Source organism: Brevibacillus thermoruber 423, from assembly GCF_000454065.1.
GTDB classification, from domain to species: Bacteria; Bacillota; Bacilli; order Brevibacillales; family Brevibacillaceae; genus Brevibacillus; species Brevibacillus thermoruber.
Genome location: NZ_KE695650.1, coordinates 368397 through 382802 on the forward strand (window position 1 = coordinate 368397; position 14406 = coordinate 382802).

Consider the following 14406-nt stretch of genomic DNA (forward strand, 5'->3'; position numbering starts at 1 on the left):
ATAGACAACCGAGGAGGATTTCTGTGATACAACGGCATACATGTGAAAACGGTCTGCGGATCGTGACGGAGAAGATTCCTTCCGTGCGTTCCGTTGCACTGGGCATCTGGGTGGGGACCGGTTCCAAATACGAGACAAAACAGGACAACGGGATTTCCCATTTTCTGGAGCACATGTTTTTCAAGGGGACCACATCCCGCTCCGCGAAGGAAATTGCCGAAACATTTGACGAGATTGGCGGCAATGTGAATGCCTTTACCTCCAAGGAGTACACCTGCTACTACGCGCGGGTGCTGGACCAGCATGCCCCGATTGCGCTTGACGTTCTGGCGGACATGTACTTTCACTCCGTATTTGACGAGGAGGAGTTGGAGAAGGAAAAAAACGTGGTGATCGAAGAGATCAGCATGTACGAGGATACCCCGGACGATCTGGTGCACGATCTGATCGCCCGCGCCAGCTTCGCCGACCATCCGCTGGGGTCTTCCATTCTCGGCACGGAAGAGGTGCTGCGGGCGCTCAAGCGGGACGATTTGATCAACTACATTGAACGGCGCTACCTGCCGGCCAATACTGTGGTGACGGTGGCGGGCAATTTTGACGAATCCCTGATCGAAGAAATCAAACGGCGCTTCTCCGCGTTTCAGCGCCAGGCCCCTGCGTTTGACGTGGCCCAGCCGGTCTTTGCGGCCAACGCGATTGCCCAGCACAAGGCCACGGAGCAGGCGCACCTCTGCATTTCGCTGCCCGGCTATCCGGTCGGACACGAGGAGATCTACTCGCTGATTCTGCTGAACAACGTGCTCGGCGGCAGCATGAGTTCCCGGCTGTTCCAGGAAATCCGCGAAGAACGCGGGCTCGCCTACTCCGTCTACTCGTACCACTCTTCGTACAAGGAGACGGGAACCTTCACGATCTACACCGGGACGGCGCCGGAGCAGGTCGGGCAAGTCTTTGACATCGTCGCCCACGTTCTGCGGGACGTTGCCGAGAACGGCATTACCGACAAGGAACTGAACAAGGGCAAGGAGCAGTTGAAGGGAAGCCTGATGCTCAGCCTGGAAAGCACCAACAGCCGCATGAGCCGGCTGGGCAAAAACGAGCTGCTGCTGGGGCGCCACCTGAGCCTGGACGAGATCCTCGCCAAGATCGACCGCGTCTCCCACGAGTCGGTCCACGCTGTGGCACGCGAGCTGTTCCGCTCCAAACTGGCGCTGGCGATGGTCAGCCCGCTGGACGGGTTCCCGGCCAATGTGAAAAGCGATATTCTCCTGTAAGAAGGGAAGACGAAAAATCCGGCATAGGCCGGATTTTTTCGTATAAGCATGGTGATGACGGGCTGTTGCCCAAACACGGGAAAGATCCGCCAGTGAAGACGCGCGGCGGTTCGAACAAAGGGGGAAACGGCATGCGTTTGAGCGAGTTGGGCGGCAAGGAGATCATCGGACTGGACAACGGGGAACGGATGGGCGTGATCGGCGACGCGGATCTGGAGATCAATACGGAGACGGGACAGATCCGTTCGATCATCATCCCGGGAGGCAGCTTTTTCGGCTTGGGGAAACGGCGCGAGGACATCGTGATCCCCTGGGAGGCGATCGTCAAAATCGGTCCCGACATGGTGATCATCCACGTGGACAAGAGGGAGCCGCAAGCCTCCGAAAAGTAGGGGCGGGTGTCACCGAACCCATAAACGGCGAATAGGATGGGGGTAGACCGCAACGATTTCCGTCATCTTTTTCACACGGAAAAACCTTTGCGTTTCGAATCGATTGCAGTAAAATGTGTGGAAAGGGGAACGCAGCATGCTAACGGGCATACATGTTGCCTTTATCGGCGGCGACGCCCGCCAGTTGGAAGTCATCAAGCGGTGCATACAACTGGATGCCAGCGTCACGTTGATTGGCTTTGACAACCTGGAAAGCATCTTCACCGGGGCAACGAAGAGACCATTAACATGCGATGTGTTGCGAGACGTGGACGCCCTCATCCTTCCCGTGGTCGGTACTGATGACGACGGCTACGTGGAGAGCATCTTCTGCTCCAAGCCGCTGCAGCTTTTGGAGGAGCACGCAGCCAGCCTGCAAAAGCACTGCGTCGTGTACACCGGCATGGCGAAGCCCTATCTGAGGAATCTGTTGGCTGCCCAGCAGATTTCGCTGGTGGAACTCTTAGATCGTGATGACGTCGCCATCTACAACTCCATCCCTACGGTGGAGGGAGCGTTGATGATGGCGATTCAACATACTGACATTACGATTCACGGGTCACAGGCCATCGTGCTCGGACTGGGGCGGACAGGCATGTCCATGGCGCGGGCTCTGCATGCGCTGGGAGCCCGCGTGAAGGTGGGGGCAAGGCGTCAGGAACACTTGGCGCGCATTTTTGAAATGGGGCTTACCCCCTTTCATTTCAGCGAATTGAAGCAGCAGGTGAGCAATGCCGATTATATTTTCAACACCGTTCCACAGCTCGTCCTCACAGCGGAAGTGATTGCCCAGATGCCGCAAACGGCGTTTATACTGGACCTGGCGTCGAAGCCGGGGGGCACTGATTTTCGCTATGCCGAAAGACGAGGCATCAAGGCGCTTCTCGCTCCCGGATTGCCTGGAATCGTCGCACCGAAAACCGCCGGAAAGATCATGGCCCAAACGCTGTCTCGTCTAATTGCGGAGCAAACGATCACCAGGGGGAGTCATCATGAGTAAACTGCAGGGAAAGACCATTGGTTTCGGTTTGTCCGGTTCCCACTGCACGTTTGACGAGACGATGCCGCAGATCAAACGGCTGGTGGACGCAGGCGCGAGAGTCGTCCCGATTGTCACGCAGACGATCCTGACGACGGACACGCGCTTCGGCACTTCGGAAAGCTGGCAGCGCAAGCTTGTGGAAATTACGGGGGAAACGCTGATCACCTCGATTCCGGAGGCGGAGCCGTTGGGGCCGTCGAAGCTGCTGGACGTGATGGTGATCGCCCCCTGCACGGGAAGCACGACCAGCCGTCTGGCCAACGCGATCACCGACAGCCCGGTGTTGATGGCAGCCAAGGCGACGATGCGCAACTTGCGGCCGGTCGTCATCGCCATTTCCACCAATGACGGCCTCGGCTTGAACGCAGCCAACATCGCCAAGCTGCTCGCGGCCAAAAACATTTACTTTGTTCCGTTTGGACAGGATGCGCCGGAGAAAAAGCCCAATTCGCTTGTCGCCCGCATGGATTTGATCTTGGAGACGTGTGAAGCTGCTTTGGAAGGCCGACAGTTGCAACCCTTGTTAATAGAAAGATACAACTATTCGTAATAGCTGAAATGCGATTTGGAGGAGAGTAAAAGATGGCGAACCAACTGACCTACAACGTCGCTGTGGTCGGCGCGACCGGCGCAGTCGGGCAGCAGATGATCAAGATTCTCGAAGAGCGCGATTTTCCGGTCAAGCAGCTGAAGCTGCTCGCTTCCGGACGTTCCGCCGGCAAGACCGTCCCCTTCAAGGGACAGGAAATCGTCGTGGAAGAGGCGACGCCGGACAGCTTTGCCGGAGTGGATTTTGCCTTGTTCAGCGCCGGTGGGGCGGTCAGCAAGGAGCTGGCTCATCACGCCGTGCGTCACGGTGCCGTGGTGATTGACAACACCAGCGCGTTCCGGATGGACCCGGACGTCCCCCTCGTCGTGCCGGAAGTGAACATGGAGGCCGCGCTCAAGCACAAGGGGATCATTGCCAATCCGAACTGCTCGACGATTCAGATGGTAGCCGCTTTGAAACCCTTGTATGATCGGTATGGAATAGATCGCATCATCGTCTCCACGTATCAGGCTGTATCCGGTGCGGGGGCGTCCGCCATTCAGGAGCTGTTGACGCAGACCCGCGACGTTCTGGACGGCAAGCAGCCGGAGTGCAAGGTGCTGCCTGTCGGCAAGCTGCCGGTGCATCACCCGATCGCCTTTAACGCCATTCCGCAGATCGACGTGTTCACGGACAACGGCTTCACGTACGAAGAGATGAAAATGGTCAACGAGACCAAGAAGATTCTCGGTGACGACAGCGTACAGGTTTCCGCCACGTGCGTGCGCATCCCGGTCGTCTACGGCCACAGCGAAGCCGTCTACGTGGAGCTGAAACAGGACTACGACCTGGTCGAAGTGAAGTCTCTCTTGGAACAGGCGCCTGGCGTCGTGCTGGTTGATCAGCCGGAAGAGCAGCGTTATCCGCTGGCGACGGATGCGGCCGGCAAGCTGGACGTGTTTGTCGGTCGGGTAAGACGCGACCTGCATCATCCCCGCGGACTGCACATGTGGATCGTTTCCGACAACTTGCTCAAAGGTGCGGCTTGGAATACGGTACAAATCGCTGAAGAACTCATCAAAGCACGAGCATAGGGGAGAGGTTTGTGAAAATTCTCGTCCAGAAGTTCGGCGGTTCTTCCCTGACGACGGAAGAGTGCCGAATGAGGGCCATTACGCATATGGAACGAGCGCTCGACGAAGGCTATGCCCTCGTCGTCGTCGTGTCTGCGATGGGCCGCAAAGGCGACCCGTATGCGACCGACACGCTCCTGCAGTTGATTCGCAACAACGGCAACCGTCTGCCCAGCAGGGAGACGGACCTGCTCATGCACACCGGAGAAATCATCTCCGCCACCGTGATGTGCAGTATGTTGAACGCCCGCGGCATCAAGTCCACCATCCTGACGGGCGGGCAGGCAAACATCGTCACGACCGACGAGTTTACCAACGCCCAGATCGAATCGATCGATCCGGGCCGCATCCTCAAGGAACTGGAAGCGGGGTACGTGGTCATCGTCCCCGGTTTTCAGGGGCGCACGGCCGATTGGGAGATCACCACGCTGGGACGGGGCGGCAGCGACACGACGGCGACTGCGCTCGGTGTCGCCCTCCGCGCCGAAAGGGTGGACATTTTTACGGACGTGAACGGCATCATGACGGCTGATCCGCGCATTGTCGAGGAAGCGCAGCCGCTCAGCACGGTGACGTATACGGAAATTTGCAACATGGCCCACCTGGGGGCAAAAGTGATCCATCCCCGCGCGGTGGAGATCGCGATGCAGGCCAACGTGCCGATTCGGGTGCGCTCCACGTTTTCAGACGACCCCGGCACGCTGGTGACCACCATGCTGGAAATTGACAAGATGGGTTATACTGTACACGACCGTCTGGTGATGGGCATCGCGCACGTGCCGAACATCACGCAGATCAAGGTGGCGAACAAGGACGGAACGTACGACACCCAACTGCAGGTGTTCAAGGCGATGGCCCATCACAACATCAGCGTGGACTTTATCAACGTGAATCCGCTGGGCGTGGCGTACACCGTCCACGACGAGATGAGCGAAAAAGCTGCGCGGATTTTGAACGACATGGGATACGAACCGCAGATTTTGCCGCACTGCGCCAAAGTCTCCGTCATCGGGGCGGGGATTGCCGGCGTTCCTGGTGTAATGGCGCAGATTGTGGAGGCGCTGACGCAGGAAGACATCCAGATCTTGCAGTCGGCCGACTCGCATACGACCATCTGGGTACTGGTGCACGAAACGGACATGGTGCGGGCGGTTCGCGCCCTGCACAAACAGTTCAAGCTGCACATCGGACACATGTAGCACCATTTGCCGCACGGCAGATGGGGGAACAATCGAGGAGGAGTTGGAGGACGTGGCACGTTTTGGCCGACTGGTTACCGCCATGGTGACCCCGTTTACGGAACAATTGCAAATCGACTACGAGAAAACGGAACGACTGATTGACCATCTGCTGTCGACCGGTACGGAAGCGCTGGTGGTCAGCGGGACGACCGGTGAATCGCCGACCCTGACCCGTTCCGAAAAACTGGACTTGTTCCGGCATGTCGTGGCGTACGCGAAAGGCAAATGCCACATCATCGCCGGGACGGGGAGCAACGATACGGCCGCCAGCATCGAATTCACGCAGGAAGTGGAAAAGATCGGCGTGGACGCCGTGATGCTGGTGGCGCCTTACTACAGCCGTCCGTCGCAGGAAGGCTTGTACCGGCACTTCAAGGCGCTGGCTGAAGCTACCAACCTGCCGGTGATGCTGTACAACGTGCCCGGCCGCACCGGCGTCAACATGGCCGCCGAAACCACCGTGCGGTTGGCGCAGCTTCCCAATGTGGTGTGCATCAAGGAAGCGTCCGGCAACCTGTCGCAAATCGCCCGGATTGTCGAGGAGGCGCCCGAGGGATTTGAACTGTACAGCGGGGACGACGCGCTGACGCTGCCGATTCTGTCCGTAGGCGGCGTCGGTGTGGTCAGCGTGGCCAGCCACGTCGTTGGCAGCGAGATGGCGGAGATGATGGCGGCCTTCTTCGGAGGCGACAACGCCAAGGCGGCGGCCCTTCACCGCAAGCTGCTGCCCGTGTTCGAAGGGCTGTTCAAATACCCGAGCCCCGGTCCGACGAAGGCGGCACTGGAGAAGCTGGGCGTGCCGGTGGGCGGCGTTCGCCTGCCGCTGGTGGAGCTCAACGACGAGGAAAAAGCGTTTGTGCATTCGCTGCTGCAATAAACTGGCGGCTGCAGCCAAAAAGCTGTCCCGAAGGCGGAGAAAGCGCCGGACGGGCAGCTTTTTTTGCGTCGTGACACGGGTACAATCTTTTGGTTCTTTTTTCTTGTGTTCCGCTTTTGCGTTCGGTTATAATGATACTAAGTGATTTGGGGCGGTTTTTTTGAGTGTAATGGACAACTAAATATAGGAGGTTACACGTTTTGGCAAAATCGAAACACTCTGTTCTCATTTTCGCCCTGGGCGGAGTTGGCGAAATTGGGAAGAACATGTACGTGGTGCAGTGCGATGACGACATCGTGGTCCTCGACGCCGGATTAAAATTCCCGGAAGAGGAAATGCTGGGAATTGACATGGTCATTCCGGACATCACGTACCTGGAGGAACATCGTGACAAGGTTCGCGGCATCATTATCACGCACGGACACGAAGATCACATCGGCGGTCTCAGCTATGTGCTCAAACACCTCAATGTGCCCGTTTACGCCACAAAACTTACTCTGGGCCTGATTGAAGCCAAGCTGAAGGAAGCGGGTATCTTGGCGGATACCAAGCGGGTTTTGATCAACAGCGACTCGGAGATTGTTCTCGGCAAGATGAAAGCGACGTTTTTCCGCGTCAACCACAGCATCCCGGACAGCGTCGGGGTTTGCCTGGAGACGCCGGAAGGGTACATCGTGCACACCGGGGACTTCAAGTTTGACCAGACGCCGGTCAACAATCAACAGGCGGATCTGGCAAAGATGGCGATGATCGGTGACCGGGGAGTCCTGTGTCTCTTGTCTGACAGTACCAATGCCGAACGGCCGGGATTCACCGGTTCGGAACGTGCAGTCGGCATGGCGATCAAGGATGTCTTTAGCAAGGCGAGGGGACGCATCATCGTTTCCACCTTTGCGTCCAACGTCCACCGCATTCAGCAGGTGGTGGATGCGGCGCTTCAGTTCAACCGCAAGATTACGGTTGTCGGCCGGAGCATGCAAAACGTCATCAACATCAGCATGGACCTGGGTTACCTGAATGTGCCCGAGGGCTTGTTTGTCGAGACGGATGAAGTAAACAAGCTTCCAGCCGAACAAGTTGTCATTCTCTCCACTGGAAGTCAAGGGGAGCCGATGTCCGCGCTCACCCGGATGGCCCGATCCGCCCATCGGAAAATTGACATCCTTCCAGGGGATACGGTCGTGATTGCCGCGACGCCCATCCCGGGCAACGAAAAATACGTGGCGCGCACGATCGACCAGTTGTATCGCATTGGCGCAGAAGTAATTTACGGCGGTCACGGACCCAGCGGCACCGTCCACGTTTCCGGTCACGGCAGCCAGGAAGAACTGCGGCTGATGCTCAACCTGATGAAACCCAAGTACTTTATCCCCATTCACGGCGAATACCGCATGCTGCGGATGCACGGCATTCTGGCGGAACAAGTGGGCGTTCCGCGGGAGAACATCTTCCTGCTGGACAACGGCGACACGGTGGAGATCTCCGGCGGCAAAGCCCGATACGGTCCGAAAGTACACGCCGGCAACGTGCTGATTGACGGTCTCGGCGTCGGCGACGTCGGCAATATCGTACTGAGAGACCGCAAACTGCTCTCTCAAGATGGCATTCTGGTAGTTGTCGTTACACTCAGCAAACAAAATGGCACGATCCTGTCTGGTCCTGACATCATCTCCCGCGGATTCGTCTATGTGCGTGAATCCGAAGAACTGCTGGACGAGGCGAATCGCATAGTGACCCAAACACTTGTCAAATGCATGGAAGAAAACGTGAACGAGTGGTCTTCCCTGAAAAACAACGTCAAAGAAGCACTGGGGCGCTTCCTGTACGATCAGACGCGCCGCCGTCCGATGATTCTGCCCATCATCATGGAAGTGTAATGCTGCACGTCGAGAAATATTCATGGAACCCTTGATTGATCAAGGGTTCCTTTTGTTTTTGTTGCCCGACAACGAGGGCTTTGACACCCATTTGACAACCGTTCGTACGAAAAAGTCCAGGAAAAATCAAAGGTCCCGTGTTGCCACGTATCCTGACCATCCGGCCGTTCATTCAATGGGGTACATGTACAGTCCCGACAGGCCAAAACCGCCGTCATACGTTTGTTTGCCTGCCTTTTCCGCATTTCCAGAAGTGTATCGTTTTCCCTCGCCCAATCCATACTAACGGAGGAAAGCGAGGAGGATGGTTCATGCCAAACCGACGAATAACCGATTACCTGAACCGACCGCCTTTTTCGGGAAGTCAGGACGTCCCCCAGCCGGCACCGGCGGAGCAGCCGCAGCCGGCTACGGCGCCGCCGGCGGAAGCGCCGGGAACCGAGGATCAGAAAAAGAAGGTGCTCGATTCGATTACCCAGCTCGGGCAAACCAATGTCCCGCAGTTGGAGAGCAACATCTACTGCTTGACGATTATCGGGCAGGTGGAGGGGCATATCCAACTGCCGCCCCAAAACAAGACCACCAAGTATGAGCACATCATTCCGCAGCTGGTGGCGGCCGAGCAAAACAGCAAGGTGGAAGGAGTGCTGGTGATCCTCAACACCGTGGGCGGCGATGTGGAAGCGGGACTGGCGATCGCGGAGATGGTCTCATCCCTCTCCAAACCCGTCGTCACCCTGGTGCTGGGCGGCGGACACAGCATCGGCGTGCCGATTGCCGTCGCGGGCGACTACTCGTTTATCGCCGAAACCGCGACGATGACGATTCACCCCATCCGCCTGACCGGATTGGTGATCGGCGTGCCGCAAACGTTCGAATACCTGGATAAAATGCAGGACCGGGTGGTCAGTTTTATCGCCCGCCACTCCAAGATTTCGGAAGAGAAGTTTCGCGAGCTGATGCTGCGCACCGGCGAGCTGACCCGCGACATCGGGACCAACGTGATCGGCGCCGATGCGGTCAAATACGGGCTGATTGACGAAGTGGGCGGATTGGGCAAAGCGCTGAAAAAACTGAATGAGCTGATTGAAAAGGCGCGCAGCGGAGAGAAGGTGCTGCAGTGATTTTCTACTCGGTCGTTCCGATGGAAGTGGTGTTCGCCAACATGGAGCAGGTGGAAAAGCGGGAACTGCGCGAACTGCCGCTGGGCGAGGCCACCATGGTGGTGGAACCTACAGGGCCCTACGAGGGCCGGATCGTGCGGCTGATCAGTCCCAACCCCCAGGATTACCTCAATCCGCGCCTGGCTCCCGGCGAGACGGTTCGCTTTCGCCCCGATTGGCACGCCTAAGAAGTCCTGTATTTCTATGAATTTCCTGTGTTATACTAGACATGAACGAACAGCAGCCGAACAGCGGACGGCTGCCTTTTTATGCAGGACAAAAGGAGGCGTGCCATTGAGTAGAAAAGAGAGAAGACAGTCACAAGCGGCATGGGCCTCGGTCGTCAAAGTGGAGCTGTTGGGCCTGGTCGTGATCGTGCTCAGCCTGATCGGCCTGTTGGAGAGCGGCTGGCTGGGGAAAAATGTGCTTGCCTTTTTGTTCCGGTTCGTGGCGGGCTCGTGGGACTTTGTCATCCCGCTGCTTCTGATCGGAATGGCCATCCACATGATGTTTACCCGCAAACCGCCGCGGCTCACCTACCGGGTGCTGGGCATCCTGTTTATCTTCTTGGCGATTTTGACGTGGGATCATCTGATGCTGTACAAGCAGGTTACGGCAGACGGCAAATTCGCCGAACAGAGCATCGTCCGCGTCACGTGGGACCGGCTGTGGCTGGACCACAGCCAGAAGGTGTCCACCACCGGCGTCGGCGGCGGCATGGCTGGAGCGCTCTTTTTTGTCCTGTGCAACAGCCTGGTGGGATTGACGGGGACCGGCCTGATCATCGCCCTGCTGTTTTTGGCCGGCATCATGTTCCTGTTTAACCTTTCGTACGTGGACATCGTGATCTTCATGCGCAACAAGACGGCGCAGCTATACGGCAAGTTGAAGGACTCGGTGAAAGATTCGGTCCAGCTTTTGCAGGAAGAAAGCGAGAAGCGCAAGCAGGAGAAGGAAAAGCGGAAGGCGCGCGAAGAGCGGAGCGCCAAAGAGGCGGGGGCCGCTGCCCGGCAGGACGGAGCAGCCGATCCTGCGGCGGAGGCTGCCGATTCCCCGGGGGCGGCGGGACCGTCGGCGGACGGGGAGGAAGCGCTGCCCGTCGCCCCGCTGATCCGCGACTTCACCGAGCGGGTGGCGAGCGAACACGAACAGGAATCCCCCGAATCGGCGGCGCCGCCTGTCCGTCCGCAAGCGGCGCGGGAGATTACGTTCTCGCTGGAAGGCGACGAAGAGATTTTCGGCACGCTGGAAAACACGGAGGTGCAGCCGGCTGTCCCCTATGTGCTTCCCAACCTGCAGATGCTGGCCCGGCCCAAAGGCTATACGCCGGGCAAGGACGTGGACCACACGTCCAACGCGGCCAAGCTGGTGCAGACGCTGAAAAGCTTCGGCGTCAGCGCGATCGTTTCGGAAGTGCACCGGGGACCGGCCGTTACCCGCTACGAAGTGCAGCCCGCGACCGGCGTGAAAGTGAGCCGGATCGTCAGCCTGACCGACGATTTGGCGCTGGCGCTGGCGGCCAAGGATATCCGCATCGAGGCGCCGATTCCGGGCAAGTCGGCGATCGGCATCGAGGTGCCCAATGCCGAAGTGGCGGTGGTTTCGCTTCGCGAGGTGCTGGAATCGCCGCAGTACCAGGAGGCGCCCGGCAAGCTGACGGTGGCGCTCGGCCGGGACATCTCGGGCGAGCCGATCGTGGCCGACCTGGCGAAAATGCCCCACCTGCTGGTGGCAGGCGCGACCGGCAGCGGCAAATCGGTCTGCATCAACGGATTGATCATGAGCATCCTGTTCCGGGCGAAGCCGGATGAAGTGAAGCTGATGATGGTTGATCCGAAGATGGTCGAGCTGAATGTGTACAACGGGATTCCCCACCTGCTCGCACCGGTGGTGACCGACCCCCGCCGCGCGTCCGTCGCGCTGAAGAAAGTGGTCGCGGAGATGGAGCGGCGCTACAATCTGTTCGCCAAAACGGGCAGCCGCAACATCGAGATGTACAACCAGCAGGCGGAGGGAAGCCCGCTGCCGTACATCGTGGTCATCGTCGACGAGCTGGCGGACCTGATGATGGTGGCGCCGGGAGAAGTGGAAGACGCCATCTGCCGCCTGGCTCAGATGGCCCGTGCGGCCGGCATTCACCTGATTATCGCCACGCAGCGTCCGTCCGTGGACGTCATCACCGGCGTGATCAAGGCGAACATCCCGTCGCGGATTGCCTTTGGCGTTTCGTCCATGGCCGACTCCCGCACCATCCTGGACATGGGCGGGGCGGAAAAACTGCTCGGCCGCGGGGACATGCTCTACCTGCCGATGGGGGCTTCCAAGCCGATTCGCGTGCAGGGGGCGTTCGTCTCCGACAAGGAAGTGGAGGACGTCGTCCGCTTTGTCAAGGAACAGCAGGAAGTCCGCTACCAGGAAGAGATGATCCCGGACGAGGTGGCGGACGAGCAGCAGGCCGTAGTGGACGACGAGCTGTACGATCAGGCGGTGCAAATTGTCGTCGAGGCGCAGACCGCATCCGCTTCCCTGCTCCAGCGCAGGCTTCGGATCGGCTACACGCGGGCGGCCCGGCTGATCGACATGATGGAAGCGCAGGGGGTCGTCGGCCCGTATGAGGGCAGCAAGCCCCGCGAAGTGCGCATACCGCGTCCGGCCCAGGAGAGCAGCATCTCCTGAGCCGGGCGTTTCTTTTTCATCTGCCGGATTGGAGCTTAGGATGAGCGGTCGCTCAGTTGATGCCTGAAAACGCAAAAACTGGCAGGAGACTTCTGAAAATTTGGCTTGCATGATACCTGCCCCTACGGTACAATTTTTACGGGATTCAAGGAAATTGTTGTTATCGTTGCGTGTGAATCAGAGGTCTGACGTCCTACCTGTTGGGATGGCTGAAGGGTAAGCAGGAGTGAAGGTGGATGAGCATCAAGGGGAATTTCCGGTCGCTGAGCCTCTTGGTCATGGACAAGATCAAGAGCGATATTGATTCCGGGGAGTTAAAACCCGGCGAACGTCTCCCTTCCGAAGCCGAGCTGTCAAAACAGTTGGGTGTGAGTCGGGCGACGCTGCGGGAAGCGCTTCGCCTTCTCGAAGAAGAGAAAATCGTGATCCGTCGTCACGGGGTCGGCACGTTTATCAATTCCCGTCCTGTTTTTTCCGGCGGGATTGGGGAACTCTTTAGTGTGACGGACGCGATTGAGCGGCAGGGGTACAAGGCGGGGACGATCATTCTCCGCACCGCGTTCGGCGAGCCTGGCGAGGAAGAGCGCAAACGGCTGTCCCTCAATCCGGGCGAAGGCGTGCTCATGGTGGAGCGCATTCGCACGGCGGACGGCGACCCGGTCGTCTACTGCTTTGACCGCATCCCGGCCCACCTGGTGCCCGGAGGCTACACGGCAGAGGGCGAGTCCATCTTCAACTGGCTGGAGAGCAAAACGGGCCTGCGCATCGCGTATGCAGTGGCTCACATCGAACCGCTGGGCTACTCTGAAAAGGTTTCCAATCTGCTGCGGTGCGACAAAAACGCGACGCTGCTCCTGCTGAAACAGATTCACTACGACGAGAGTGAACGGCCCGTGCTATATTCCCACAATTATTTCCGGGCGGACAAGATTCACTTTCACGTCGTGCGCAGACGGCTCTAACAAGCGGGGGAAACCTCGCACAACAATTTCATTCCATTTAAAAACAGGGGGTATTCCGGCATGAAAAAGGTACTTTCCGTCCTCTCCGTGGCAGCTCTCAGCCTTTCGCTTGTCCTGGCTGGGTGCGGCGGAAAAACAGAAGGACAGCAAGGAGCGGCCAACCAAGGGGAAGGCCAGGCGGCTGCGCCGAACGCGAGAATCGGCATGGTGACCGACGTGGGCGGTGTGAACGACAACTCCTTCAACCAGAGCGCGTGGGAAGGTCTGCAAAAACTGCAAAAAGACCTCAACCTCCCGCAGGAAAACGTAAACTACCTCCAGTCCACCAGTGACGCCGACTACATCCCGAACCTGACCCAGTTCGTCAAGGACAAATGGGATCTGACCTGGGGGATCGGCTTCCTGATGGGCGACCACGTGAAAAAAGTGGCTTCCGAAAACCCGGACGCCAAACTGGCGATCATTGACGCCGAAGTGGACGCGCCGAACGTGGAATCCGTCCTGTTCAAAGAGCATGAAGGTTCCTTCCTGGTTGGCGTGGTCGCCGCGAAAATGAGCAAAACGAAAAAGGTCGGCTTTGTCGGCGGGATGGAAATTCCGGTGATCAAGCGCTTTGAAGCCGGTTTCGAAGCAGGCGTGAAGGCCGTCGATCCGAGCGTTCAGGTCGTGAAGGTGTACACCGCCGCGTTCGACAAACCGGACCAGGGCAAATCCACCGCGTCGCAAATGTACGACCAGGGCGTCGACATCATCTTCCACGCGTCCGGCGCCACCGGCGACGGCGTGTTCAACGAAGCCAAGGCTCGCAAGGCCAAAGGCCAACAGGTTTGGGTAATCGGCGTGGACAAGGACCAGTCCCTGACCTTCGGCGACGACATCACCCTCACCTCCATGGTGAAGCGTGTGGACGAAGCCGTATACCGCGTGTCCAAAGACGTCATCGACGGCAAATTCAAAGGCGGCATCGTATGGCTTGGTCTGAAGGAAAACGGCGTAGGCCTGGCCGACACCTCCAACAAGAACGTGCCGGCAGACGTGCTGAAGCTGGTTGACGAGTACAAGCAAAAAATCGTAAACGGCGAGATCAAGGTTCCTGAAACACCTCAACAGTAACCAACAGCAGGCTGCACACGGACAAGGCTAGTTCGAGCAACTAGCCTTGTTCTTTACCTTCAAACTAAGACCCACAAAAACGGGG

13 protein-coding genes are annotated in these 14406 nt (G+C 58.3%); all 13 read left to right on the plus strand.

All coding sequences use genetic code 11. The features are described 5' to 3' along the window. The first annotated feature begins 23 nt into the window (after window positions 1-23). The 13 genes from M516_RS0110040 (at window position 24) to M516_RS0110100 (ending at window position 14321) form a co-directional block, all read left to right on the plus strand. Window positions 24-1277: a M16 family metallopeptidase gene (locus tag M516_RS0110040; protein WP_029099006.1), complete on the plus strand. Its 1254-nt coding sequence runs from the start codon at window positions 24-26 to the stop codon at window positions 1275-1277. A 131-nt stretch (window positions 1278-1408) separates the two neighbouring features. Next, window positions 1409-1669 (plus strand): YlmC/YmxH family sporulation protein, encoded by a 261-nt coding sequence (locus tag M516_RS0110045; protein WP_029099007.1) that lies wholly within the window; start codon window positions 1409-1411, stop codon window positions 1667-1669. 136 nt (window positions 1670-1805) lie between these two features. Continuing rightward, window positions 1806-2708, plus strand: a complete 903-nt coding sequence (gene dpsA, locus M516_RS0110050) for a dipicolinate synthase subunit DpsA (protein WP_029099008.1) — start codon at window positions 1806-1808, stop codon at window positions 2706-2708. Further along, window positions 2701-3300: a dipicolinate synthase subunit B gene (locus M516_RS0110055; RefSeq protein ID WP_029099009.1), complete on the plus strand. Its 600-nt coding sequence runs from the start codon at window positions 2701-2703 to the stop codon at window positions 3298-3300. Before dpsA ends, M516_RS0110055 begins: the two co-directional genes overlap by 8 nt. 32 nt (window positions 3301-3332) lie before the next feature. Beyond that, entirely contained in the window at window positions 3333-4373 is a 1041-nt protein-coding gene (locus tag M516_RS0110060; RefSeq protein ID WP_029099010.1) for an aspartate-semialdehyde dehydrogenase, read from the plus strand. Window positions 4374-4384: 11 nt separating this feature from the next. Then, the gene (gene dapG, locus M516_RS0110065) at window positions 4385-5611 is read left to right on the plus strand and encodes an aspartate kinase (RefSeq protein WP_029099011.1); all 1227 of its coding nucleotides are present in this window, start codon (window positions 4385-4387) and stop codon (window positions 5609-5611) included. Window positions 5612-5663: 52 nt separating this feature from the next. Next, window positions 5664-6530: a 4-hydroxy-tetrahydrodipicolinate synthase gene (gene dapA, locus M516_RS0110070; protein ID WP_029099012.1), complete on the plus strand. Its 867-nt coding sequence runs from the start codon at window positions 5664-5666 to the stop codon at window positions 6528-6530. A gap of 200 nt (window positions 6531-6730) precedes the next feature. After that, window positions 6731-8407 carry a ribonuclease J gene (locus tag M516_RS0110075; RefSeq protein WP_029099013.1) on the plus strand — a complete coding sequence of 559 codons (1677 nt, stop codon included), beginning with the start codon at window positions 6731-6733 and terminating at the stop codon, window positions 8405-8407. A 311-nt stretch (window positions 8408-8718) separates the two neighbouring features. Beyond that, window positions 8719-9531, plus strand: a complete 813-nt coding sequence (locus tag M516_RS0110080) for a ClpP family protease (RefSeq protein WP_029099014.1) — start codon at window positions 8719-8721, stop codon at window positions 9529-9531. Then, the gene (locus M516_RS0110085) at window positions 9528-9758 is read left to right on the plus strand and encodes a YlzJ-like family protein (protein WP_029099015.1); all 231 of its coding nucleotides are present in this window, start codon (window positions 9528-9530) and stop codon (window positions 9756-9758) included. Before M516_RS0110080 ends, M516_RS0110085 begins: the two co-directional genes overlap by 4 nt. Window positions 9759-9858: 100 nt before the next feature. After that, the gene (locus M516_RS0110090) at window positions 9859-12246 is read left to right on the plus strand and encodes an FtsK/SpoIIIE family DNA translocase (RefSeq protein WP_035289412.1); all 2388 of its coding nucleotides are present in this window, start codon (window positions 9859-9861) and stop codon (window positions 12244-12246) included. 236 nt (window positions 12247-12482) lie between these two features. After that, entirely contained in the window at window positions 12483-13208 is a 726-nt protein-coding gene (locus tag M516_RS0110095) for a GntR family transcriptional regulator (protein WP_029099017.1), read from the plus strand. A gap of 60 nt (window positions 13209-13268) precedes the next feature. Further along, window positions 13269-14321, plus strand: a complete 1053-nt coding sequence (locus tag M516_RS0110100; protein ID WP_029099018.1) for a BMP family lipoprotein — start codon at window positions 13269-13271, stop codon at window positions 14319-14321. Window positions 14322-14406: the final 85 nt, after the last annotated feature.